We start from the raw sequence: 24,796 nt of genomic DNA on the forward strand, positions 1-24,796 counted from the left end.
TAGTCTCAGAGAGATATTTTTCCCGGCCCGGCGCCGGGCGCAGATAGAAGGAGGTCCTCCCTTATGACTCAAAAGCGTATCCTTTCGCTCCTTGTGAGCGCGGCTTTGCTCTGCGGCCTGCTGGTCGGCTGCTCCGACACCAGCGATGACGCCTCCCACGCAAGCTCCTCGGCGTCCAGCCCGTCGTCGTCCAGCGCCAGCAGCGAGAGCGCACCCAGCAGCACCGTGCAGGCCGACACCTCCGGGCTGTTCAACAAGGACTTCGACGAGAACTCCCTGTTCAGCGTGGACGGCACCGCAGCCGCCTTTGCGCCGAGCCTCGGCTGGGGGCCGGGCGTGTCCGGCTGCTCCCTCAAGAGCGTGCAGGCCGCAGCCACCCTGCTGGTCTGGGCCGACGAGGCCAACCTCTCCGCCCGCACCGACGCGGCCATTGAGGACGCCTACACCCAGTGGTACGACAACCTCTCCGACCTCGAGCAGGAGGGCTTTGCCGAGGCATGGCCCATGATAAAAGAGGATGCCGCCGCCCTGCTGGAAGATAAGGACGCCATGGCAGGCCGTCTTGACGATGTGGGCCTCGAGGCCGACAAGCTGACCTTCTCTGAGAAGGACTGGAACGCCCTCGAAGAGGTCGTAGACCCCCTCGTGCCGGAGGCAAAGGGCGAGTATTAAGACGAACAAAAAGGCCGGACGCCTTTCCGCTTTTGTGCGGGAGGCGTCCGGCCTTTGGTTTAAGGCTCAGACCTTCTTGAGGGTGTAGGCACGGGTGCCCATGCCGACTTTCTCAGCCTGCTCGAGGGTGGCTTTCCACTCGATGTTGGGGTTGGAATCCTTGAAGTTGTCGTGGTGGCAGTTCCAGCCCGGGGTGGCGAGGTTCTGGCCCAGCTGGCTGTTGGGCAGCGGAGCGGCATTCAGGCAGGCATCGGCACAGGCCTGATCGAGGGCCACCGGGTCGAAGGACGCGAACATCCCGATGTCCGGCAGGATGGGAGCGTCGTTCTCGACGTGGCAGTCACAGTTGGGGCTGATGTCCTGCACGAGGCTGATGTGGAAGGTGGGGCGGCCATCGCAGACGGCAGCGGCATACTCGGCCATCTTGCGGTCGAGCATCTCGTTGGCGTTGTCGCACAGAGCGTAGATGGCGTCGAAGTTGCAGGCACCGATGCAGCGGCCACAGCCCTTGCACTTGTCCTGATCGATGACGGCCTTGTTCTTCTCGTTGTAGCGGATGGCGTCCGAGCCGCACTCCTTGGCGCAGCGGTGGCAGCCGCGGCAGAGGTCTTCCTGTACGGCCGGGTGGCCGGAGGCGTGCTGCTCCATCTTGCCCGCGCGGGAGCCGCAGCCCATGCCGATGTTCTTGATGGCACCGCCGAAGCCGGTGGACTCGTGGCCCTTGAAGTGGCTCAGGCTGATGAAGATGTCGGCATCCATGATGGCGCGGCCGATCTTTGCGGTCTTGCAGTATTCGCCGTTGGGCACAGGCACTTCGACCTCATCGGTGCCCCGCAGGCCATCGGCGATGAGGACCTGACAGCCGGTGGTCATGGGCCAGAAGCCGTTGAGCTGGGCGCAGGTGAGGTGCTCGAGGGCGTTCTTGCGGCTGCCCGGATACAGGGTGTTGCAGTCGGTCAAAAAGGGCATACCGCCCTGCTCCTTGCACAGGTCGGCGACTACCTTAGCATAGTTGGGGCGCAGATAGGCCAGATTGCCCAGCTCGCCGAAATGCATCTTGATGGCAACGAACTTGCCCTCCATGTCGATGTTCTTGATGCCTGCCGCGATGCACAGCCGACGCAGCTTTTCGGTGAGGCTGGTTCCCACAGGGCAGCGGAAATCAGTATAGTAGACGGTCGATGCTTCCATCGGTTTTTCCTCCCATTCTCTTTTGACATTCTCAGGTGCACGGCGCACCTTCGCCGCGCTTATACTCTCTGAAAATATTATAGCACGCCGGGATGGTGGGCGCAAGAAAAGCCCCTCGCCGGGGCGAGGGGCTTTGAGAGGATCATAAGCTGTTACATCATAGCAGACACCGCAGCCACGGCCAGCACCACGAGGCCGAGAACGATGCGATAGATGCCGAAGAAGGTGAAGTTGTGGCGCTTGACATAGCCCATCAGGAAGCGGATGGCCGCAAGGCTGACCACGAAGGCCACCACGCAGCCCACCGCCAGAACGGCGATCTCGGTGCCGGTGATGGCGACACCGGAGAGAGCGAACTTGAGCACCTTGAGCAGGGAGGCTCCCGCCATGACCGGGATGGCGAGGTAGAAGGTGAACTCTGCCACACAGGCGCGGGAGAGGCCCAGCAGCAGGCCGCCCACGATGGTCGCACCCGAGCGGGAGGTGCCGGGGATGATGGCCAGCATCTGCCAGATGCCGACGATGAGGGCGTCGCGGTATGTGATCTGCTCCAGACGGGTCACACGGGGCTGGATGCAGCGGCTCTCCACCAGAAGGAAGAGGACACCATAGAGGATCAGCATCGCGGCCACAGTAATGTAGTTGTAGAAGCGGGTCTCCATCCAGTCGTCCAGCGGGCTGATGACCAGCACCGGCAGGGTGGCGACGACCACCTTGAACCAGAGCTGCCAGACGCTGGGCTTCGAGATGACGCGGCCATGCCGCAGGCCGAAGGGCCACAGCTTGCCCCAGAACAGCACCACCACCGCAAGGATGGCACCCAGCTGGATGACCACCCGGAACATGGACATGAACTCCTCGCTGGCGTTGAACTTCACCACCTGCTCCAGCAGGATCATATGGCCCGTGGACGAGATGGGCAGCCACTCGGTGATGCCCTCCACGATGCCCATCAAAATCGCTTTGATGATCTCAAGAAACATATACGCACTCCTCCTGCCGCACGCCGGGCGCACGGGCTTTTGTGATTCTTTTCGTCATACGGCTTCAGTATACCATATTCCGGCCCGCTCTGCATTAGAAAGCTGAAATTTTGCCTTCGGTTCCCCTACCGCTTTTCTATTTATCTGCGGGGGAAAATATGCTATACTGAGATATAGATTTCAGGGGGATGGTTTTCGCGCCGGTGGCGCGGGACAGAGCGCTCTTGCAGTAGGGCTGGCTTTTTTTAAGTTGGTTCTCGCGCTTGTGGCGCGGGGCAAATCGCTTTTTCATTAAGGCTAATGTTCTCTTTTGCGTGCCAAAAGAGAACCAGAAATGGTTCTCGCGCTGATGGCGCGGATTAAGTTTTTTCTTTTGGTCAAGCGGCTTGCGCTCCGCGCGGGCCAGAGGCAGGGAGGGGTGTTTCGACTCCCCCCTCCCTACCTCTGGACTCCACTCTCCCCGCAACGAGTTAAGGGCTGCTCGCCCTTAACAAACCCAAGACGGAAGTCGAAGCCCAAAAATGCTAGCCGCTTCGCTAAACGCATTTTTTTGTGCTTCTCCTATTTACGGCTCCGCCGAAGATTTCACGTCGCCGCTGAACTTCACGCCTTGCAAGAACGTAACACCAGCTGCGAAGCAGCAAGTCGGAGAAACGAGAAAAAAGCGTTTAGCGCAGCGGCTAGCTTTTTTCCGTTTCGACCTCTCCTTCGGGGTCTGAAAGGGGCGAGTAGCCCCTTTCTCGTGGATCCAGCGCGTCGAAATCGCTGGTGCTTTTCTGGTTCTCTTTTGGCACGCAAAAGAGAACATTAACCTAGCGTAAGAGCGCTCTGCCCCGCGCACAGGCGCGTGAAGCCTTCCCCCATTTTTCTCTTTTACCGTATGCAATTCTATAGAGTGAGGTAATCCTATGAACATTCTAGTGATCGGCTGCGACCAGGTGGGCGCAGCACTGGTGCGGGACTTGGAGCGCATCGGCCATGACATCTCCATCATCGAAAGGGACTCCGAGCAGCTCAAGCGGCTGGACGGCTTCGATGACTATACGTTCAGCGGCAACGCCCTTGTGGGCGACCCCACCGACCCCGATGTGCTGCGTCAGGGCGGCATCGAGAACTGCGACGCGGTGGCCGCTGTCAGCGAGGACGATTCCCTCAACCTCATGGCCGCGCAGATCGCCAAGAGCCTCTTCCAGCGAGAGAAGGTCATCTGCCGCGTCTCTGACCCCCATCTTCAGGTGCTCTACCACAAGGCCTATGAGCTGGACACCATCTGCCCCACCGTCCTCACCGAGCAGGCTGTGTTCCGTTCTCTGTCCAAATAACCGATACTTTCCGTACAACGAGGTAATATTATGAAAGTTTGTATTGCGGGCGGCGGGCGTGTGGGCCGTTATCTGGCCCAAAGCCTGCTGTCCAACCGCCACAGCGTCGTCATCATTGAGCCAGTGGAGAGCCAGTGTCGGATGCTGGCCGATATGCTGGACATCCCGGTCATCTGCGGCGACTCCATCAGCGTGGACACTCTGCGCACCGCCGACACGGCCAGCTGCGACGCCTTTGTGGCCGTGACCGGCTCCGACGAGGACAATCTCGTGGCCTGCCAGATCGCCAAGCGGGAGTTCGGCGTGAACCGCACCGTGGCCCGTGCCTCCAACCCCAAGAACCGCGAGCTGCTCCACACCCTTGGCGTGGACACCGTGGTCTGCGGCACCGACAACCTGAGCCACATCCTCGAGCGGGAGATCGAGACGGACACCATCCGCCAGCTCCTCTCGCTGGGCGGCGGCACCGCCAGCCTGAACGAGATCTTGCTGCCGGAGAGCTTTATCTACGCGGGCAAGGCCATCATGGACATCCCCATCCCGGGCGACACCATTCTGGTCAGCATCACCCGCGACACCGAGTTCATCATCCCCCACGGCAGCACCGTCCTGCTGCCGTGGGACCACATCCTCTGCCTGACCCGGGACGACAGCCTCCATCAGCTCACCGAGGCGTGGGGCCTCAGCGGCAAGTGACCGAGCAGGAGCTGCGGCGCACCGCCGTCATCATCCCGCCCTCCGGCCGGGCCGTCCTCTGCGTCTGGGCGGCGGTGCCGGGGCTGTTTGCTGCGCCCTTCGTGTTCTGGCAGAGCCTCGCCGCCGGGGCGGGCTTCTGCCTGCTCTGGGCCGCCCTCCTCTACTGCCTCTGGGCGCGGGCCTGCAGCTTTGCCGCCGTGCTGGGGGCGCGGACGGTGACGGTCTATTCCGGCGCAGCGGTCCCCCTGCGGCAGGTCCTGCCCCGCCGAGCCGTTACCAGCGTCCGGCTCCTCCGCACACCTCTGATGCGGCTGGGCGGCGTGTCGCTGCTCATCGTGGCGGCCCCGGGCGCAAAGCTCATCCTGCCCGCCATCCCGGCCCAGCAGGCCGGACTTCTGGCCCACATTCTGGCGGAGGAGGCACCATGACCCAAAAGCGGCATTATCACCCCCTCGCAGCCCTCCGCTTCCTGCGCAAGACGTTCCTCCTCTGTCTGCTGCCACTGGCAAACGCCCTGCTGGAATTCAGCCTGAGCGCTCTGCTGACCGCTCTGCGGCAGGACGCCGCGCTGCTGCTCTTCCTCTGCGGGGCAAGCTGGGTGCTGCTGGAGGCAAGCAGCTGGGCGCTGGACGACGCGGGGGTGCTTCGGCTGCAGTGGGCCTTCGCCGCCAAGCAGGAGCGCATCCTGCGGGGCGAGGCGCTGGCCGCGCTGACCATCGAGCGGCCCCTGCTGTTCCGGCTGATGGGGGCCAGCCGGGTGGTTCTCTACCCGGTGGGCCAGCCTGCCAAGCGAGCCGTCACCCTTTACCTGTACAAGGAGGACGCACAAGAGCTGGCTGACCGCCTCATGCCCATCTGTGACCCGGTCTGTCACCGGCCCGCAGGCGGCGAGCGGGCGGCGATGGTGCTTCTGGGGGCCAACGTCCTGTCTACGCTGGCCCTCCTCTATCTGGCTATCCGGCAGAGCCGCCCCTTTCCCCTCACGGCGGAAGCTTTGGCCCTCTCCCGGCTGAACGTCCTTGTCCGGTTCGCGGCTCACTGGCTGCCCGCCGGTGCGGCGTGGATGCTGGTGCTGGCCGGGACGCTCTTCGGGGCCAGCCTCGGGCGCAGCTTCGCCCAGACCATCCATTACACGGTCTGGCACACCGCCGACCAGCTGGGGAGCCGGGGCGGCTGGCTGTCCCGGTTCGAGTTCCGGGTGCGGAGCCGCGAGGTGAGCTATGCGGACGTCCGATTCTCCCCCACCGCCCGGCTGATGAAGCGGTGGCCGGTGTTCGTGGTGGCGGGCAGCTGCCGCCCGGAGCTGCCTCTTTTCGTCTACCGCTCCGGGCAGGAAGCACTGTTCCGGGAGCTTCTGCCCGAGTTCCGGATGCCGCCGGACATCCGGCCCAGTCTCGCTCACCGCAGCGCCGTCTTCTTCGCGCCTGCCGGCATCCCCTTCGGGCTGTGTCTGCTGCTGGTGCTGGTCTCCCGCACCGTCCTGCCCGCCCTCACGGTGACACTGCTCATCCCGACGGCAGTGTCTGCAATCTTTCTGACCGGCGGGCTGATGGGCTGGCTGCGGGAGGGCATCTGGCTGCGGGAGGGCCGCTTCACTCTGCGGCGGCAGAAGGGCGTTTATCTCCACTGCATCTGTGTGCTCCACCCGGATGTCTGCCTGCGCACCCTCCAATCACCGTGGGCGGCCCGTTACCAGCGGCTTACCCTGACGCTGGCTCTGCCCGGGCAGGTACGGCTCAAGGTGCGCAGCATCCCCGTGCAGGACGCCGAACCTTGTCTTGCCGCGGTGGAGCAGAAAACATAAAGCAAAGGAAGTCTGATTCTCATGATAAAAACCATTCTTTTCGACCTCGATGGCACCCTTTTAAACACCATCGACGACCTCGCCGACGCCGCCAACTGGGTTTGCACCCAGCACGGCTGGCCCACCTTTCCGGTGGAGACCTACAAGCATTTTGTCGGCAACGGCATCCCCAAGCTGGTGGAGCGCTTTTCCCCCGCTGAGGCCCGGACGCCGGAGCGGCTGGCCGCGACGCTGGCCGAGTTCTCGGCCCGGTACGACGCCCACAAGGAGGATAAGACCGCCCCTTACCCCGGCATCCCCGAGCTTCTAGCCGCGCTGAAGGCCGAGGGCATCCAGACCGCCGTCTTTTCCAACAAAGCGGACGCTTTTTGTGGAAAGATCATCGAGCACTACTTCGGCCCGGGCAGCTTTTCGCTGGTGCGGGGCAGCCGTCCCGGTGTGCCCACCAAGCCCGACCCGGCCGGTGTCTACTCCCTGATGGCAGACCTCGGCGCAGCGCCGGAGAGCACCCTCTTTGTGGGCGACAGCGATGTGGACATCCTCACCGGGCACAATGCCGGTCTGCCCGCTCTGGGCGTTCTCTGGGGCTTCCGAGGCGAGGCGGAGCTTACCGCGGCCGGTGCGGACGCGCTGGCCGCGAAGCCGGAGGATATTCTGGCCTATCTGCGCTGCGAAAAACACTGAAAAAGCTGATTGCTTACGGCGCTACGCGCCGCCGCCCTGTCCCGGGTTGTGGCTCCCAGCATCCGCTTCGTGCCTTGGACAGCACTCGCGTCTTGCTGGCCACGGCCCCAACAATGACTCCCTGTTTCTGCCGCTGGCAGCGGTCGTCATTGTTGCGATTCCCGTACGGGTCTAACAAAAAACGCCCTTGCGCCCAGACCGCAGCAACCACGGTAGACATTCCTGACTCGTGGGACCCGAACACTAAAAAAGAGTCCACCGGACTCTTTTTTGCCGCCTGCGGGCGGCCCGTGTTCCTTCGATTCCTCGTTCGGCTTGCATAAAAAAGCTCCTCAATCCTAAGATTGAGGAGCTTTTTTATGACCCGTACGGGAATCGAACCCATGTTACAGCCGTGAAAGGGCCGTGTCTTAACCGCTTGACCAACGGGCCTTATAAATACAGAGCTTCGCTAAAACCTCCGACTTCCATCATCCACTATTGCGGACGACCGTCCCCCTTATCTTAGCGAAACTCTGTAATGTGGTAGCGGTAACTGGATTTGAACCGGTGACACTTCGGGTATGAACCGAATGCTCTAGCCAACTGAGCTATACCGCCATATTTATTTGTTGCACTTGAACAGTGCTTTATTATTATATCCAACATCCCCCGTTTTGTCAACAGCTTTTTCGAAAAAATCCGAAAATTTTTCTTCTTCCCCGCCTGCACGCAAAAACTCCCGCCATCCGGCGGGGATGGCGGGAGTTTTCAACGCTTTATGCAAGTCCTGTGGAAAACAGGCTTACTTCTTATGGACGGGAACCATGACCTCGAGGCCGCCCATGTAGGGCTGCAGCACCTTGGGGATGGTGACGCTGCCGTCGGCCTGCAGATGATTCTCGAGGAATGCGATGAGCATACGCGGAGGAGCCACGCAGGTGTTGTTCAGGGTGTGGGCCAGATAGGTCTTGCCGTCCTTGCCCTTGACGCGGATGTGCAGGCGGCGTGCCTGTGCATCGCCCAGATTGGAGCAGGAGCAGACCTCGAAATACTTCTGCTGACGGGGGCTCCAAGCCTCGATGTCGCAGCTCTTGACCTTCAGGTCGGCGAGGTCGCCGGAGCAGCAGTTCAGCTGACGGACGGGGATCTCCATATTGCGGAACAGCTCGACGGAGTTCTTCCAGAGCTTCTCATACCAGTCGGCGCTCTCCTCGGGGCGGCAGACGACGATCATCTCCTGCTTCTCGAACTGGTGGATGCGGTAGATGCCGCGCTCCTCAATGCCGTGTGCGCCCTTCTCCTTGCGGAAGCAGGGGCTGTAGGAGGTCAGGGTCAGGGGCAGAGTGGCCTCGTCCAGAGTCTCATCGATGAAGCGGCCGATCATGGTGTGCTCGCTGGTGCCGATGAGGTAGAGGTCTTCGCCCTCGATTTTATACATCATAGCGTCCATTTCCGGGAAAGACATGACGCCCTGCACCACGTTGCCGTGCATCATGAAGGGAGGGATGACATAGGTGAAGCCCTTGTCGATCATGAAGTCGCGGGCATAGGCCAGAACAGCCTCGTGCAGGCGGGCGATGTTGCCCAGCAGGTAGTAGAAGCCATTACCGGCCACGCGGCCTGCGGCGTCCATATCGATGCCGTCGAAGCTCTCCATGATCTCGGTGTGGTACGGGATGGGGAAATCGGGCACGACAGGCTCACCGAAGCGCTGTGCCTCGACGTTGTAGGTGTCGTCCGGGCCGATGGGCACGCTGGGGTCGATCATCTGGGGGATGGTGTACATGATCTCCTGAATGCGTGCGGAGAGCTTGGCCTCCTCGGCTTCCAGCTCTGCCATCTTGTCGGCGTCTGCCTTGACGGCGGCGTTGTTGGCGTCGATCTGGGCCTGCAGCTCCGCCTTCTTGGCCTCGTCGTCGCACTTCTTCAGCTGACCGAACAGGGGGCCGTTGGCCTTGCTCAGCTTGTTGCGGGCGGCCTTGAGGGCTTCCACTTCCTTCAGGCACTCACGGTACTTGGCGTCCTTCTCGATGACCTCGTCAACGAGGGGGAGCTTTGCATCCTGAAATTTCTTCTTGATGTTTTCCTTGACCGCATCCGGGTTGTCGCGGACAAATTTGATGTCAAGCATGATAACTCTCCTTATACTCTATTGCTTGCACAGGGAGCGTTCTCCGCTGTGCCGTTCAAAGGCGGTGTTCCCCGCCTTGGTACGCTAAATTCACTATCTTGAGCGGCTGCTGCGCTCAACCTCTCCTACCGAGGAGAGGCCTTGGCATTTCGTAAAATTCGTTCTCTTCGCCGAAGGCTCTGAGAGGCTTACTCCACGCTGTACTGCCCCAGCAGATTGGCGAAGGCCTTCAGCTGGTCGTCTGAATAGAAATGGACGGTGAGCTTGCCCTTGCCGTCGTGGTAGGCTACACGGACTTCGCTGCCAAGTGCCTGCTTGAGGCTTTCTTCCACTTCCACCGGCAGGGCGCTGGGCAGCGGCGGGGCCGCAGGCTCTTTCGCGGGCTTGGCCAGCTTTTTGCAGAGGGCCTCAGCCTGACGGACATTCAGCTGGTTGTCTGCGATCATCTGGGCCGCTTCCGCCTGAAGCTCCGGCGTCGGCAGGCCCAAGACCACCTTTGCGTGGCCGATGGTGATGAAGCCGCTTTTCAGCAGTTCGAGCACCGAGTCCGGCAGAGTCAGCAGACGCAGGATGTTGGCCAACGCACTGCGGCTCTTGCCCAGCTTGCGGGCGGCCTGCTCCTGCGTCAGGCCGCAGCGGTCCATCAGCTCGCGGATGCCCGCCGCCTCTTCCACCGGGTCGAGGTCTTCGCGCTGGAGGTTCTCCACCAGCGCCAGTTCCATTGCCTGCTCGTCGGTCACATCCTTGACGATGACCGGCACCTCAGTGAGTCCCGCCATCCGGCTGGCACGCCAGCGGCGCTCACCGGCTACGATGAGGTAGCCGCCGGAGGCCCGGGGCCGCACCGCGATGGGCTGCAACAAACCATGCTCCGCGATGCTGGCCGAAAGCTCTGCCAGCGTCTCGTCGTCGAAGGTCTTGCGGGGCTGGCAGGGGTCCGGCTCGATCTCCCGCAGGGGTAACGTCTCGATCCTGGTATCGGACTCAAAGCTGGGGGCCGCGTCTTCAAACAGACTTTCCAGCCCCCGGCCCAGTCCTCCTCTTCCTTTTGCCATTGGTCTCCTCTCTCCCCCTTAGCCTTCCGTCTTTCCGTCGGTCAGCCCCATCGTCTCGACGGGGGCAGCGGCTTTCCGGCGGCGCTTGGGCGCGGCCTCGGCGGGACGGTTTCGCTTCACGAACTCGATGGCGAGATCCATATAGGCCTCACTGCCCTTGCCCTTCGGCTCATAGAAGTTGATGGGCTGGCCGTAGCTGGGGGCCTCCGAGACGCGGATGCTGCGGGGAATGGTGGTCTGATAGACCTTGTTTCCAAAATACTTCTTGACCTGCTCCACCACCTGAAGGGTCAGGTTGTAGCGGACTGCGAACATGGTGAACACCACGCCCTCGATGTCCAGATAGGCGTTGTACTTTTTGCGGACCGTCTTGAGGGTGCTGACCAGCTCCGACAGGCCCTCCAGCGCGTAATACTCGCACTGCACCGGGATGAGGATGCTGTCGCAGGCGCACAGGCCGTTCAGCGTCAGCAGGTCGAGGCTCGGCGGGCAGTCGATAAAGATGAAGTCGTAGTCCTGCTGGATGGAGGCCAGCGCCTTCCGCAGGCGGCTTTCGCGGCCCGGCAGGTCGATCATCTCAAGGCTTGCGCCCGCGAGGCGGGTGTTGGAGCCGATGACATCGGTGCGGAACTCCGTCTTGCGGACAGCCTGCCGCGCGTCGGCCTCGCCGATGAGGATCTCATAAGTACCAATGTCCACGCTGCGCTTGGAGATGCCATAGCCGGTGGTGGTGTTGCCCTGCGGGTCGAGGTCCACGATGAGCACTTTTTTGCCCAGCGCCGCCACGCAGGACGAGAGGTTGACGGCCGTGGTGGTCTTGCCCACGCCGCCCTTCTGGTTTGCAACAGCAACGATTTTTGCCACGCTACTTGCTTCCTTCCGGGAAAAAGATTTGTTCCACATGGAACATTTCGAGGACGAAGCCCGCCGTTTTCCCCTCCGTGGGCCTCTCATACAGCCTAGTATAGCACATCAGCGCGGCTTTTTGAACTGCTTCTTTATAATTTTACCGTAGGAAATGCAGATTCAGCATTTATTTTTTGCATTCTTTGAGGTTGAAAATTGATTTTTAGCAATAAAGCTGCGGCGTATGGGCAGAGCGTTGTTGCAGTAGAGCTTGTTTTTCTTTAAGCAGGTTCTCGCGCTGGTGGCGCGGATTAAGTTTTTTCTTTCGGTCAAGCGGCTTGCGCTCCGCGCGGGCCAGAGGCAGGGAGGGGTGTTTCGATTCCCCCCTCCCTACCTCTGGACTCCACTCTCCCCGCAACGAGTTAAGGGCTGCTCGCCCTTAACAATTCCGAAGAGGAAGTCGAAGCACAAAAATGCTAGCCGCTTCGCTAAACGCATTTTTTGTACTTCTCCGGTTTACGGCTCCGCCGATGGTGTTACGCTTCAGCAGGACTTTGCGTTCTGCAAGGGCGTAAAGTCTGCTGCGAAGCAGCAAATGGGAGAAACGAGAAAAAAGCGTTAAGCGCAGCGGCTAGCTTTTTTCCGTTTCGACTACTCCTTTGGGGTCTGAAAGGGGCGAGCAGCCCCTTTCTCGTGGATCCAGCGCGTCGAAATCGCTGGTGCTTTTCTGGTTCTCTTTTGGCACGCAAAAGAGAACTTAGCCTTACCGCAACAGCGCTCTAACCCCGCGCCACAAGCGCACGAAACCGTTCATAAGAAAATCAAGCCCTACCTCAACAACGATTTAACCCGCGCACCAGCGCGCACGCCTACTCAGCCCACTCAAAAGAAAAAGAGCCAATGTTCCACATGGAACACCGGCTCTCTCCCCCTTACCTTTGTGCCGCTGCCGTCGGGATGCGCACCGTATACTCGATATACCCATCTCTTTCCTCCCGGTGGGCCGTGGCCGGAACACCATTATCGGTCATGAGGCGGATAGCATGGTCGATGGTATTCACAAAGATGCGGACATCCTTCACCATCGAGATGCGATGCCTCCCCGGGGCCGCTTCGTTGAGCAGCTGCTCGATGTACAGGTCGGTGGCTCGGGCGTTCATCTTCCGCTTGGCGATGGTGATGAGGGCCTCGCTGCGGCGATTCTCGGGCAGGCGCAGCACCGCCCGGGCGTGACGCTCCGTGAGGCCGTTGTCCAGCACGAACTGCCGCTGGTCCTGCGTCAGCTGTAAGAGGCGCAGCTTGTTGGCCAGCGTCGGCTGGGCCATTCCCAGCCGCTTGGCCGCCTCGGCCTGCGTGCAGTCCCAGAGGACCATCACATCCCGCAGGCCCTGCGCCTGTTCAAAGGGATTCAGGTCCTCCCGCTGCAAATTTTCCAGAAGCCCCATCGCCGCTGTCTTTTCGTCGGCGTAGTCGCAGAGGATGGCCGGGATGGTCTGCATCTTCGCCATCTTGCAGGCCCGGAGCCGCCGCTCCCCCGCTACCAGCTCGTAGCCATCCTCCCGCTTTCGCACCGCAATGGGCTGCAGCAGGCCATTTTCCCGGATGCTGGCCGCAAGCCCCGCAAGCTCCTGCTCATCAAAATGGGTCCGCGCCTGAAACGGCGACGGCTGGATGCTCTCGATGGGGAGAGCGTAGATTTTTCCGGCAGATTTCTTTCTCTCAAACATGATACCGCCCCTTTTCGTCTGGAATCGTCTTGGTTTTCCACACTTTCCCGGGAAAACGTGGAAAGCTCGGTTGCTTACGTTCCCAGTTTACCAGAAAACAAAAGGCCCTGCCAGAAGTTTCGTTCGGCAGGGTCTTGCATTTTCTGTTCGATGCTTCGTTATTTCAGCGGACTTTTCGCAATTTTTCCGCCGTTTCTGGGGTAGGCAGTCGGAGTTTGCGAAATCTTTTTGCAGAGGATGAGGGTGCGGGTGTCGCCCCCCGGCAGATGCAAGGTGCGGGTCTCTCTGTACTCGCCGCCCAGTTTTTTGATGGCTCCCCGTGCCGCAGCAAGCTCCTCCTCGCCGGATGCGCCCTTCATGGCGAGGAAATTTCCGCCCACCTTCACCAGCGGCAGGCAGTATTCTGCCAGCATGGGCAGAGCCGCCACTGCGCGGGCCGAAGCCAAATCGAACTGCTCACGCCACGCTTTCCGGGCAGCCTCCTCGGCGCGCTCCTTAGCGAACTCCACGCCGGTAAGGCCCAGCTGGCCGCAGGCATATTTCAGGAACTCCACCCGCTTGCCGGTCGGCTCCATCAGGGTCAGCTCCAGCTCAGGCTTGTAAATTTTCGTCACGATGCCCGGGAAGCCTGCGCCCGCGCCGACGTCCACCATCTTCCCCGCCACCTCGGGCTGGGACGCAAAGAGCAGGCTGTCGAGGAAATGCTTGTCCTCAATGCCCTCCGGGTCGGTGATGGCGGTCAGGTTGACTTTCTGGTTGTACTCTACCAGAATCTGAGCAAAGGCATCCAGCTGGTCGAGCTGGGTGCCGGTGAGCGTGATGTTCCATGTGGAACATTTCTGTTCCAGTCGGCTTTTATCGATCATAAACTTATCCTCATTTCACAAAAGCTTATCGCAATTTTTAAAAATAGCATCTATCAAAAGGGTATATTGCTGTCTCTCGCGCTGGTGGCGCGAGGGGTAGAGTGCTGTTGCAGTAAGGCTTGGTTTTCTTTAAGTGGGATTGCGCGCTGGTAGCGCGAGGGAGTTTTTCTTTTGGTCAAGCGGCTTGCGCTCCGCGCGGGCCAGAGGCAGGGAAGGGTGTTTCGACTCCCCCCTCCCTACCTCTGGACTTCACTCTCCCCGCAACGAGTTAAGGGCTGCTCGCCCTTAACAATTCCAAAGAAGAAGTCGAAACGGAAAAAAGCTAGCCGCTGCGCTAAGACAGGTTGCGGTGCCCAGCGTCCACTTCGTGCCTTGAGCGGCACTCGTGTCCTGCTGACCGCGGCCCCAACAGCTCCTCCCTGCATCCGCCGCAGGCAGCGGTCGTCGCTGTTGCACTTTTTTCTCGTTTCTCCCATTTGCTGCTTCGCAGCAGACTTTATGCCCTTGCAGAACGTAAAGTTCTGCGAAAACGTAACACCATCGGCGGAGCCGTAAACCGGAGAAGTACAAAAAATGCGTTTAGCGAAGCGGCTAGCATTTTTGTGCTTCGACTACTCCTTCGGGGTCTGAAAGGGGCGAGCAGCCCCTTTCTCGTGGATCCAGCGCGTCGAAATCGCTGGTGCTTTTCTGGTTCTCTTTTGGCACGCAAAAGAGAACTTAGCCCCGCGTAACCGCGCTCTAACCCCGCGCCACCAGCGCGCAATATCGTTTCCCTTTTTCGCACACTCCGTTTTGCCTCAGGCTTTACGCTTTCGCATTATTTGCCGCCAGCGCAATACTCAGCTGCGCCACATCCGAGGGCGACACTCCCGGGATGCGTCCCGCCTGCCCCAGATTCTTCGGGCGGATGCGGGCCAGCTTCTCGCGGGCTTCCAGCGTCAGGCCGGTGAGACCCTCGTAGGAAAAATCCTCCGGGATGAGGGTCTTTTCGTGGCGGGCCACCTCGTAGATCATCCGGTCCTGCCGGGCGATGTAGCCCGCATACTTGATCTCCGTTTCCAGCCGCTCCGCCAGCATGGGGGTCACGCCCTCGCCCCAGCCGATGATGCCCGCAACGAGCGGGTAATCGATCTCCGGGCGGCGCAGCAGCTCTTCGGCAATGCCGCCCTCTGCGGCCGGGGCAAGGCCCGCCGCCTTCATGGCTTCCTGCAGGTCTGCCGTCCGCAGATGGGCGTCATGCAGGCGGCGGCGCTCGGTGTCCAGCACCGCCTGCGTCTGCTGGTACTTTGTCCAGCGGTCGTCCTGCACGAGGCCGTACTCCCTGCCGATGGGCGTCAGACGGGTGTCGGCATTGTCCTGCCGGAGGGTCAGCCGGTACTCGCTGCGGCTGGTCATCATCCGGTAGGGGTCCATGACGCCCTTGGTCACGAGGTCGTCCACCAGTGTGCCGAGATAGCTGGACTGCCGGGGCAGGATCAGCTGGCTCTCGCCCAGCGCCTTCCGGGCGGCGTTCAGACCGGCCAGAAGTCCCTGCGCGGCTGCCTCCTCATAGCCAGAGGTGCCATTGAACTGTCCCGCGCCGTAGAGGCCTCGCACCACCTTGCTTTCCAGCGTAGCCTCAAGGCTCGTGGGGTCTACGCAGTCGTATTCGATGGCATAAGCCGGGCGCATGATCTCGATCTGCTCAAAGCCCTTGATGCTCCGGTAGAATGCATTCTGCACGTCCTCCGGCAGGCTGCTGGACGCGCCCTGCAAGTACATCTCCTCGGTGTTCTCGCCGCAGGGTTCCACAAAGATGGGGTGACGCTCCTTCCCTGCGAACCGCACCACCTTGTCCTCGATGGACGGGCAGTAGCGCGGGCCGACGCCCTCGATCATGCCGCCGTAGAGGGGGCTGCGCTGGATGTTGTCCAGAATGATCCGATGGGTCTCGGGGTTGGTGTAGGCGATCCAGCACTCCACCTTATTGTGCATGGGCGCATCGGTCATAAAGCTGAAAGGCTGTAGCTCGTTGTCCGGGTCTCCGGGCTGGCATTCCAGCTGGGAGAAGTCAATGCTCCGCCGATGCACCCGGGCAGGCGTACCGGTCTTGAACCGGCGCAGCGGCAGACCGGCGGCTTTCAGGCTCTCAGTCAGGGCGTTGGCGGCGTGCATCCCGTCGGGGCCGGAGGCATACCACGCATCGCCCACAAAAATTTTGCCGCCGAGGTTGGTGCCGGTGGCGATGACCACACATTTTGCACCATATTCCCCGTTCAGCTGGGTGACAACGCCCTTCACGCGACCATCCTCCACCTCGACAGAGACCACCTCTGCCTGATGGATGGCAAGGCCCGGCGTCAGCTCAAGGGCGTGCTTCATATATTCGTGGTAGCGCTTGCGGTCGGTCTGGACGCGCAGGGCGTGAACGGCAGGGCCTTTGCCCTTGTTGAGCATCCGGCTCTGTAAATAGGTGGCGTCTGCCGCCAGACCCATCACGCCGCCCAGTGCATCTAATTCGCGTACCAGCGTACCTTTTGCCGTTCCGCCGATGCTGGGGTTGCAGGGCATATTGCCGATGGCGTCCAGACTCAGGGTGAACACTGCCGTTTTTGCGCCCAGCATCGCGGCGGCGTGGGCCGCTTCGATGCCCGCATGACCGGCACCGATGACGATAACGTCGTAGTCTCCTAAATGGTTCATTGCTGTCTATTTTTCCTCGATCGATTTTTCGTAAAGCGAAGTTCTTTTTGTATACCAGAATAGAACCAGAAATGGTTCTCGCGCTGGGGCAGATTGCTGTTGCAGTAGGGCTAGGTTTTCTTTAAGTGGGATTTCGCGCTGGTGGCGCGGGAGTAGAGCGCGGTTACGCGGGGTTAAGTTCTCTTTTGCGTGCCAAAAGAGAACCAGAAAAGCACCCGCTACTTTCGAGGCGCGGGAGGCACGAGAAAGGGGCTGCTCGCCCCTTTCAGACCCCAAAGGAGTTGTCGAAGCACAAAAATGCTAGCCGCTTCGCTAAACGCATTTTTTGTACTTCTCCGGTTTACGGCTCCGCCGATGGTGTTACGTTTCAGCAGGACTTCACGTCCTGCAAGGGCGTAAAGTCTGCTGCGAAGCAGCAAATGGGAGAAACGAGAAAAAAGCGTTAAGCGCAGCGGCTAGCTTTTTTCCGTTTCGACTTCCACATTGGAATTGTTAAGGGCGAGCAGCCCTTAACTCGTTGCGGGGAGAGTGGAGTCCAGAGGTAGGGAGGGGGGAGTCGAAACACCCCTCCCTGCCTCTGGCCCGCGCGGAGCGCAAGCCACTTGACCGAAAGAAAAAACTGCCCCGCGCTACCAGCGCGCGAACCTGCTTAAAGAGAACTCAACCGCGCGCTCTCCCCTCTGACCATCCCTTTTACTTCCCCACACAGAATCTTTCAAACACCTCATTGATGACCGCCTCCGAGGCATTCTCCCCGGTCAGCTCACAGAGGGCGTCCAGCGCATCGTCCACACAGACCGACACAGCATCCAGCCCCAGCCCCTGTGCGGCGTCCAGCGCACCGGACACCGCATCCCGGGCGCGGGTGGCAGCGGAGAGCTGCCGCTGCCCCGAGAGGCTGGCGGCATGGGGGTCGATCTGGCTCGTGCCCAGCAGACGGGCCACAGCCGCTGCGATGACCTTCCGCGCCCCCTCCTCCTGACAGCAGACCGGCAGCACCATCGCAAAATAGGGTGCGATCCACTCGGCATCGAACTGGGAGGGCTTGTCCTCCTTGTTGACCAGCGCGATGGCCGGACGGCCCGCGCAGCGCTTTGCCAGCTCCAGATCCTCTCGAGTCGGGCGCTCTGAGCCGTCAAAGACGGCGAGGATCAAGCCCGCCTCCTCCAGCTTCTTCCAGCTGCGGCGGATACCCTCGGCCTCGATGGCGTCCTCCGTCTGGCGCAGACCGGCGGTGTCGAAGAGGTTCAGCCGGACATCGCCCAGCTGGACGGCCTGCTCCACCACATCCCGGGTCGTGCCCGCCACCGGCGTGACGATGGCCCGGTCGAACCCGGCCAGCAGATTCAGAAGGGTGGATTTGCCCGCGTTCGGCCGGCCCACGATGGCGCAGTCCACGCCCTCGCGGAGGACAGCGCTCGCGTCATAGCTCTGGATGAGGGCATCCAGTTCCCGCTCTACCCCGCCCAAAACGGCGCAGAGATGGCTCTGACTCAGCTCGGGGACATCCTCCTCCGGGAAGTCCACCCAAGCCGCCAGATGGGCCTGCAAGGCCGTCAGCGCGTCCTTTTGTGCCGTGATCTTCCGGGACAGCGCACCGTTCAGGGAGGCATTCGCCAGTGCTGCCCCCTGTCGGCCATCGGCAGAGATGAGGTCCATGACCGCCTCTGCCTGCGTCAGGCTGAGCTTGCCGTTCAGGAAGGCGCGGCGGGTGTACTCGCCGGGGGCGGCAGGCGACGCGCCCGCCGCGATGCAGGCTTCCACCAGCCGCCGGGCCACCGCACTTCCGCCGTGGCAGGAAAGCTCCACCACATCCTCGCCGGTGTAGCTGTGGGGCGCGCGGAAAAACAGCGCCACCCCCTCATCAAAAGCGTCCTCTCCTTCCACGAATGCGCCGAACATGGCCGTATAGCCCTTGGCCTCCGCCACCTTCTTCGACGGGTTGGCCGGGCGGAACACCCTCTCCGCCACCTCATAGCTTTCCGGGCCGGACAGCCGCACGACGGCGATGCCGCCTGCGCCCGGGGCCGTTGCGATGGCCGCAATGGTCGAATGCTGCATCTTCTCCCCTCCTTGTTCGCAGATGAATACAGTATATTCTACCACGAACCGCCAAAAAAAGAAATATGCTGCGCAAAAAGGGCGTGCAGCCCCGAAAGACTGCACGCCCCGCTGCGTGTAAGAAAAAATCAGAATGCGGCAATATCCGCCGTGGTGATAGCCTTGCTGGGCAGGGTGCGGCTGTCGGCGTTCTCCGACAGAGCCAGCTTGCCCTCGCGCAGCAGCTTGACGGCCTTCTGGTGGTCGGCAGCGTTCCAGTTGTTGCCCACGATCTTCCAGTTGTTGTTCACATGCGGCTCGATGGTGCCGCCCTTGACGGTGCGGATGTACTCGCCCAGCAGCTCGCGGACGCCGCCCACATCGCCGCGCACGTCGATCTCCAGCAGCTTGGGCAGCTCGTCGCCGGGTGCGAAGATGTCAGCATAGGTCAGCAGCTGGGTGGTGGCACGGTAGTTGTTGACGGCCACCACGAAGACGTCGCTGTCCTCCACCGGACGGCCATCCATCCAAGTCAGGTTGTGGATGCGGTTGCCCGGCTGCTGAGAAACGTCGAGGTCGTACTTGACACCCTCAAAGGCATCGTACAGGTAGTAGCGGACGGAGGAGTCGAAAGCGATGGTCACGTCGCCCGGCTCCCAGGTCTTGAAGAAGGCAGCCGACCACTCCATGAACTTGCGCAGCTGCAGGCCGTTCATCTGCAGCTTGTACAGGGTGTTCTGGTAGGTGTAGATGCTTGCCATGTCGCACTTGCGGATGGTGCCCTCCCGCATCTGGGAGGTCATGGAGGTCAGGGACGTTGCTGCCACCTGAGCACCGGTGTAGTACATCTGTACCTCGTTGACGAAGTCCAGCAGAGCGGTATCCTGCACCATGGCCTGCGGCAGGCAGTCGATCTCGTTCTCGGGGGCCAGATCGCCGCCGACCAGCTGGCCGATGGGGGTGACAGCGTCGTCCTTGGCGCGCTGGTCGTACTCAGCCAGCAGAGCGGTCAGCTCGGGGTCGGGAGCGTAGTCCTTGATGGTCAGGTTCTCAGAGGTGCGGTCCTTCACCTTCCACTTGCCGGTCCAGTCGCGCTGGAGGTAGATGTGGATGTCAGAGACGGTGGCACCGGCGTTCTTGTTCTCCACCACCAGCACGCCGTTGATCATCATGTTGGGGATGCTCCTATGGCCGTGGGCGGCGACGATGACGTCGAACTCCGGGCAGGCGTTGGCCAGATCGGTGACGCCGGAGCCGTAGACGCCGTACTCGTTGTCGGTGTCCATGTGCATGACGCCGAGGATGACGTCCACCTCATCCTTGATCTTGTCGATGATCTTGCGGCTCTCGTCCACGGGGTTGGTGACGGTCCAGCCCTCGAGGTTCTTGGCATCCCAGCGGGTGATGTTGGGCGTGACCATGCCGATGACGCCGATCTTGACGCCGCCCTTGTTGATGATGGTGTAGCCATCCGCCAGAGGCTTGCCCTCGGGGCTGTAGACGTTGCCGGTCAGGACTTTTGCCTTCTGCTGGGAGAGCACCTTTTCCAGCGTGGCCATGCCATAGTTGTACTCATGGTTGCCGGTGACGTAGATGTCATAGCCGATGGCATTCTGGGCGGCGATCATGGGGTGGACATCGTCGTTCAGGAACAGCTCGGCAGAGTTTGCCTGAATGGTGTCGCCTGCATCCACGACCAGCGTGGTCTTGGTGCGGTTCTCCTTGATGGCGGTGGCCTGCTGGGCTACGCTGCCGGAGGCGTCTGCCTTGTTGGCAGCGTAATCCCACGGGTCAAACTTGCCGTGGGTGTCGCTGGTGGCGAGGATCTGCAGGTCCATGCTCCACAGGTCCTTGATGCCGGCTGCCGAAGCGGCAGGGGCCAGACCGCCCATTGCGGCGGCAGTAGCCGATGCACCGGCCACACGCAGGAAATTGCGGCGGGAGATCTTATTCTGTTCCATAGTAATTCCTCTCTTTTCGGCTTGGTATAGATTCCGAAGCACTTGTAGCTTTAGTATAAAACTTGCCTGCCCTGTTTTACAATGTACAAGTAGGAGAAAAATTTCTCTCAGAATTGGACATATTCTCCAATTTTCCGATAAGAACGACTTTTCTTCCGAAACAATTCTCTCACAAATGCTTTTTATCGTAAACCATCTTCACGAAAAGAACAGGTAAATTTATAGTATTTCCTTTTATGCAAAAAGACCCTCCCCCCACAGCGTCCGTGCTGCGGGAGAGGGTCTTATCGATTTGCGTTTACAGCTCGATCTTGCCGAAGCTCAGATCGGCGAAATCGTCCACACGCTCGGTGCGCTTGGGTGCCACGGGGGCAGCGCTCTCGGCGTCACGCGGGGTATAGGTGCGCTCGGGCACATTGGAGCGGTAGCTGCTGCGAGGACCGCCGCTGCGGGGACCGCGGCCATTCCGGCCGCCGTTGCCGCCGCGATGGTAGCTGCCGCCACGGCCATTGCTGTTGCGGTCACGACCGCCGCGGGGGCCGCGGGGACGTGCATTTGCGCTCTCGGCCACAGCGTTGGGGTCGGTGGAATAGATGACTACACGGCGGTCACGGCCCTCGCCCTTGCTCTCGCTGCGGACGCCCTCCATCTTGCCGATGGCAGAGTGGATGATGCGGCGCTCGTAGGGGTTCATCGGTTCCATCGCAAAGCTGCGGCCGGTGCGGCGCACCTTGGTGCCGATGCGCTGTGCCAGTGCGGTCAGGTCGCTCTCGCGCTTGTCGCGGTAGCCGGCCACATCGAGGCCCAGCTTGATGTAATCGCCCTCGAGGCGGTTGGCCACGAGGCTTGCCAGATAGGACAGGCTCTCCATCGTCTCGCCGCGGCGGCCGATGAGGGCGCCCATCTTCTCACCGTTCAGACGGATGATGGTGGCCTCGCCCTTCTGCACGGCGCTGAAGCTGACATCCTGCACGCCCATCTTCTCGATGACGTCCTTCAGGTAGTCCACCGCGGCCTGGACCTTGGCATTCTCCTCGATGCAGATAGGAACTTCCACCTCTTCGCCCTCAGAGGCGGGAGCGGCCTGCTCTTCGGCAGGGGCAGCTTCCTCTGCCGGTGCGGCAGGGGCCTCAGCAGCGGGGGCTTCGGGGGCAGTCTCCTCCACGACAGGCTCAGCCGGTGCAGCCTTTTCCTCCACGACGGGGGCAGGCGCAGCGACCGGAGCAGCAGGCGCAGCCACCGGCTCGTCCGGCAGCTCAACGCTGACGCGGACTTTGGCGGGGGTGAGCTTCAGGCCCAGAAAACCAGTCTTCTGGGGCATTTCCAGCACTTCGTAGCTGACGTTGATGTCGTCCTTCTCCACGCCCAGCAGAGCGCAGGCGTTGATGCGTGCTTCATCGACCGTCTTGCCGGTCGCTTCCTGAGTACGGATCATAACCGTCAATCCTCCTTTTTGTGTTCCAGCTCACTCAGCGGGACGGTGCGCTCGTCCTTGTAGCGCTCCGCATCCTGCTGGCGGGCGTACTCGAGGCGGCGCTTGTTCATCTCGCTGGCGGAGATATTCTTTTCCACGACCTCACCGGTCTTCTCGTCCTTGACCTTGATGGTGGTGCTCTTCACGCCGCGCTTCTCTTCCTTCCTGCGGGACGCGATCTCGGCCTTGACCTGCTCCTTCATCTTCTCAGGGTCATAGATCTTGCGCATGATCTGGGTCTGGACGGTCATGACGATGTTGGAAATGACGTAGTACAGAGAGAATGCGCAGGGCACGGTGAAGCAGAAGAAGACGTACATCAGAGGCATCATATACATGGTCAGCTTCATGCTGCCCTGCATCTCCTGACCGGAGGCCTTCATGCTGATGTGGGTGGAGATGAACATGGTAACGACTGCGAGGATGGGGAAGATCAGCAGGGGCAGGTTGTCCGCTGCCAGACTATACTGGGGCACACGGGTCAGGTCGATGCCGAAGAAATCCATGTGGTTGCCGAACTCGGTGATGGTGCTCAGCTGGTCGGCGGTGAACACAGAGGTGACGCTGCTCTCCCCTGCCAGCACCTGCTCGATGATGTTGGTGTCCCGCGTCACCTGCGTGAAGCTGATGCCCAGGGCTTCCATGGCACTGCCTGCGGCATTGATGGCGTCCGCACCGATGTGGAAGATGCGCTGCAGCGGACGGTACACGACCTCGATGACGCCGAACATGACAAGGAAGTTGACCAGCATCGGCATACAGCCGGCCGTGGGCTTATAGCCATAATCCTGCTGGAGCTTCATCAGCTCTTCCTGCTGCTTGTCGGGCTTGTCCTTGTACTTTTTCTGGATGTCCGCGATCATCGGCTGGAATGCCGACATCTTGGCCATGCTCTTCTGCTGGTTGAGCTGCAGCGGGATGCTGAGCAGGCGGATGACGATGGTGAAGATGATGATGTCCCAGCCATAGTTCGGGATGAGGTTGTAGATCCACTCCATCACATAGCCGAGAGGTACACCGAGGATGTACAAAATATTCATGTCTCTGTCCATTCTGCCCCGCCTGTGGTGCGGGACGGTTATTTTTATCGTAGGACGCACCGCCCACAGCTCAGCACGTCACAAGAAGCATTATAATAGCTTTTCCTCTTAGCCTCCCCTCATTAGGGGAGGTGGCACGCCGCAGGCGTGACGGAGAGGTTCGTTTTCCACTTATTTTTCGTGTCTTGTGGAAAACAGGGCCGACGCCGACAAGTGCCGGGCCGGATTTTTCCAGCGGCCCTTCTCCGGCACGGGATCGTAGCCCCAGCGGCCCAGCGGATTGCACCGGGCGATCCGCCATCCGGTCAGCAGCAGCCCCTTGAGGCAGCCGTGGGTGCGGATGGCCTCGATGCCATACTGGCTGCACGAGGGGGAAAAGCGGCAGTTCCGGCCCAGACCCGGGCTGATAAACCGCTGGTAGAGCCGGATCAGCCCGCACAGGGCCTTCTGAAAGATGCTCACGCCTCGGGTCTGCGGGCCGGAGGCAGGGTGGCAGGAGGCTTTGCGCCCGGCTGCTTCGCCTTATCCGGCAGTCCGGCCTGCGCGAAAAGCTTGGCCACGATGGCACTGAGCTGCCAGCTCTTGAGCCGGGGGGTCATGCCCCGGGCCACGAAAACGAGGTCGTAGCCGCCGATGTTGTAGTCGAGATGCTCGTCGATGGCGGCTTTCATGACGCGGCGGGCGCGGTTGCGCTGGACGGCATGGCCGATCTTCTTGGTGGCCGTCAGGCCCACCCGGGTGCGCTTGCTCCGCGTCTTGAGGACATAGAGCACCAGCGCCTGATTGACATAGGACTTGCCGCGGGCATACACGCGGCCAAACTCGCCGTTGCGGCGGATGGGACGATAGCGCATCCTGTGCGCCTCCCTTCAGGTGATGTGGGAGCATCACCCGGAAAAAGGCAATGCTCAGTGTTCAGTATAGCAAAAAAACGCCGACATGAAAAGCTCATCCGGGCGTTTTCTCTGCCAAATCTTTGACCGTTTTTTTAGGCAATGCGACTATCTGCCGCTTTTTTCCGGCCTTTTTTCCGAAAGCCGGGTAAAAAAAATAAGACCGCCAATCCAATATCAGCGGCCTTTTTGCGCATATTCCATTCTGCGCCGGACCTGATGCATAAGGCTCAGGATCAGACGGTCAGGCTCTTGCGGCCCTTAGCACGGCGTGCGTTGATGACCTTGCGGCCATTCTTGGTGCTCATGCGGGTCAGGAAGCCATGAACTTCCTTGCGCTGACGCTTCTTGGGCTGAAAAGTTCTCTTCATGGTTCGTATCCTCCGTAAAAACTCGTCCCCATATGGGGTCTATTCTGGTCCCAAAATGGGGACAGGCTTGCAATTCAACAGTATATCGCACACTATGGCATTCTGTCAAGCATTTTTTTCGCTTTCCTGCAAACTTTTTTGAAAAATCTTTGTGGAGAAACTTTCAACTTTTTCACCCGTTCCCCGTGGAAAACTTTTCAGCCACAATATCTTGTGTCTTTTTTGCGCCTTGGACACAAGTCTATTTCCAAGACGCAGGTATGTCTTTTTTATGTATTATAAATTACCTTATATAATATAGACGCAGGGAGATTTTTGTGGTATACTAACCTAGTATCAGCAGCATTGTTGAAAACTTCAATGGAGTGGATGTACT

21 protein-coding genes and 2 tRNA genes are annotated in these 24,796 nt (G+C 60.6%); 6 read left to right on the forward strand and 17 right to left on the reverse strand.

All coding sequences use genetic code 11. The features are described 5' to 3' along the window. Window positions 1-63: 63 nt before the first annotated feature. Complete coding sequence (locus MTP38_RS13500) at window positions 64-672, forward strand: hypothetical protein (protein WP_249233849.1); 609 nt, start codon at window positions 64-66, stop codon at window positions 670-672. Window positions 673-738: 66 nt separating this feature from the next. Here MTP38_RS13500 and MTP38_RS13505 read toward each other — a convergent pair whose 3' ends face one another. Further along, window positions 739-1,863 (reverse strand): DUF362 domain-containing protein, encoded by a 1,125-nt coding sequence (locus tag MTP38_RS13505; RefSeq protein WP_249233850.1) that lies wholly within the window; start codon window positions 1,861-1,863, stop codon window positions 739-741. Between the two features lie 152 nt (window positions 1,864-2,015). Further along, window positions 2,016-2,846 (reverse strand): undecaprenyl-diphosphate phosphatase, encoded by an 831-nt coding sequence (locus MTP38_RS13510; RefSeq protein ID WP_249233851.1) that lies wholly within the window; start codon window positions 2,844-2,846, stop codon window positions 2,016-2,018. 908 nt (window positions 2,847-3,754) lie between these two features. On the opposite strand from MTP38_RS13510, the gene MTP38_RS13515 reads away from it, so the two are divergent. The 5 genes from MTP38_RS13515 to MTP38_RS13535 are packed head-to-tail and all read left to right on the forward strand — an operon-like array spanning window position 3,755 to window position 7,352. Beyond that, window positions 3,755-4,168, forward strand: coding sequence for a potassium channel family protein (locus MTP38_RS13515; RefSeq protein WP_249233852.1), 414 nt, complete (start codon window positions 3,755-3,757; stop codon window positions 4,166-4,168). A gap of 30 nt (window positions 4,169-4,198) precedes the next feature. Further along, entirely contained in the window at window positions 4,199-4,864 is a 666-nt protein-coding gene (locus MTP38_RS13520; protein ID WP_249233853.1) for a potassium channel family protein, read from the forward strand. Then, on the forward strand, window positions 4,861-5,292 hold the full coding sequence (locus MTP38_RS13525) for a PH domain-containing protein (protein WP_227621827.1): 432 nt from the start codon (window positions 4,861-4,863) through the stop codon (window positions 5,290-5,292). The genes MTP38_RS13520 and MTP38_RS13525 overlap by 4 nt, the downstream gene beginning before the upstream one ends. After that, window positions 5,289-6,668: a PH domain-containing protein gene (locus tag MTP38_RS13530; RefSeq protein ID WP_249233854.1), complete on the forward strand. Its 1,380-nt coding sequence runs from the start codon at window positions 5,289-5,291 to the stop codon at window positions 6,666-6,668. Before MTP38_RS13525 ends, MTP38_RS13530 begins: the two co-directional genes overlap by 4 nt. A 21-nt stretch (window positions 6,669-6,689) precedes the next feature. After that, window positions 6,690-7,352: an HAD family hydrolase gene (locus MTP38_RS13535; RefSeq protein WP_249233855.1), complete on the forward strand. Its 663-nt coding sequence runs from the start codon at window positions 6,690-6,692 to the stop codon at window positions 7,350-7,352. A gap of 360 nt (window positions 7,353-7,712) precedes the next feature. On the opposite strand, the gene MTP38_RS13540 is transcribed toward MTP38_RS13535, so the two are convergent. From MTP38_RS13540 to rpmH, 15 genes are all read right to left on the reverse strand, one after another. Beyond that, window positions 7,713-7,784, reverse strand: a tRNA-Glu gene (locus MTP38_RS13540). A gap of 91 nt (window positions 7,785-7,875) precedes the next feature. Then, window positions 7,876-7,952 (reverse strand) — tRNA-Met (locus MTP38_RS13545). A 184-nt stretch (window positions 7,953-8,136) separates the two neighbouring features. Continuing rightward, window positions 8,137-9,465 carry a serine--tRNA ligase gene (serS, locus tag MTP38_RS13550; RefSeq protein ID WP_227621824.1) on the reverse strand — a complete coding sequence of 443 codons (1,329 nt, stop codon included), beginning with the start codon at window positions 9,463-9,465 and terminating at the stop codon, window positions 8,137-8,139. A 188-nt stretch (window positions 9,466-9,653) separates the two neighbouring features. Continuing rightward, window positions 9,654-10,520 carry a ParB/RepB/Spo0J family partition protein gene (locus tag MTP38_RS13555; RefSeq protein ID WP_249233856.1) on the reverse strand — a complete coding sequence of 289 codons (867 nt, stop codon included), beginning with the start codon at window positions 10,518-10,520 and terminating at the stop codon, window positions 9,654-9,656. 18 nt (window positions 10,521-10,538) lie between these two features. Beyond that, complete coding sequence (locus MTP38_RS13560) at window positions 10,539-11,384, reverse strand: ParA family protein (RefSeq protein ID WP_227621822.1); 846 nt, start codon at window positions 11,382-11,384, stop codon at window positions 10,539-10,541. Window positions 11,385-12,298: 914 nt separating this feature from the next. Continuing rightward, entirely contained in the window at window positions 12,299-13,093 is a 795-nt protein-coding gene (locus MTP38_RS13565) for a ParB/RepB/Spo0J family partition protein (protein ID WP_227621949.1), read from the reverse strand. Between the two features lie 158 nt (window positions 13,094-13,251). Beyond that, window positions 13,252-13,959, reverse strand: coding sequence for a 16S rRNA (guanine(527)-N(7))-methyltransferase RsmG (gene rsmG, locus MTP38_RS13570; RefSeq protein ID WP_249233857.1), 708 nt, complete (start codon window positions 13,957-13,959; stop codon window positions 13,252-13,254). Between the two features lie 804 nt (window positions 13,960-14,763). Further along, a complete protein-coding gene (gene mnmG, locus MTP38_RS13575; RefSeq protein ID WP_249233858.1) occupies window positions 14,764-16,641 on the reverse strand; it encodes a tRNA uridine-5-carboxymethylaminomethyl(34) synthesis enzyme MnmG in 1,878 nt (625 codons plus the stop codon). Between the two features lie 693 nt (window positions 16,642-17,334). Next, window positions 17,335-18,702, reverse strand: coding sequence for a tRNA uridine-5-carboxymethylaminomethyl(34) synthesis GTPase MnmE (gene mnmE / locus MTP38_RS13580; RefSeq protein WP_249233859.1), 1,368 nt, complete (start codon window positions 18,700-18,702; stop codon window positions 17,335-17,337). A gap of 128 nt (window positions 18,703-18,830) precedes the next feature. Next, a complete protein-coding gene (locus MTP38_RS13585) occupies window positions 18,831-20,642 on the reverse strand; it encodes a 5'-nucleotidase C-terminal domain-containing protein (RefSeq protein ID WP_249233860.1) in 1,812 nt (603 codons plus the stop codon). A 298-nt stretch (window positions 20,643-20,940) separates the two neighbouring features. Next, the gene (gene jag / locus MTP38_RS13590; protein WP_249233861.1) at window positions 20,941-22,077 is read right to left on the reverse strand and encodes an RNA-binding cell elongation regulator Jag/EloR; all 1,137 of its coding nucleotides are present in this window, start codon (window positions 22,075-22,077) and stop codon (window positions 20,941-20,943) included. A gap of 5 nt (window positions 22,078-22,082) precedes the next feature. After that, a complete protein-coding gene (locus tag MTP38_RS13595; protein ID WP_249233862.1) occupies window positions 22,083-23,168 on the reverse strand; it encodes a YidC/Oxa1 family membrane protein insertase in 1,086 nt (361 codons plus the stop codon). 159 nt (window positions 23,169-23,327) lie between these two features. Continuing rightward, window positions 23,328-23,618: a membrane protein insertion efficiency factor YidD gene (yidD, locus tag MTP38_RS13600; protein WP_330221121.1), complete on the reverse strand. Its 291-nt coding sequence runs from the start codon at window positions 23,616-23,618 to the stop codon at window positions 23,328-23,330. Next, window positions 23,615-24,010 (reverse strand): ribonuclease P protein component, encoded by a 396-nt coding sequence (gene rnpA, locus MTP38_RS13605; protein WP_227621359.1) that lies wholly within the window; start codon window positions 24,008-24,010, stop codon window positions 23,615-23,617. The genes yidD and rnpA overlap by 4 nt, the downstream gene beginning before the upstream one ends. Before the next feature lie 275 nt (window positions 24,011-24,285). Then, on the reverse strand, window positions 24,286-24,420 hold the full coding sequence (rpmH, locus tag MTP38_RS13610; protein WP_005924258.1) for a 50S ribosomal protein L34: 135 nt from the start codon (window positions 24,418-24,420) through the stop codon (window positions 24,286-24,288). Window positions 24,421-24,796: the final 376 nt, after the last annotated feature.

Source organism: Faecalibacterium sp. I3-3-89 (assembly GCF_023347275.1).
Classification (GTDB): Bacteria; Bacillota; Clostridia; order Oscillospirales; family Ruminococcaceae; genus Faecalibacterium; species Faecalibacterium butyricigenerans.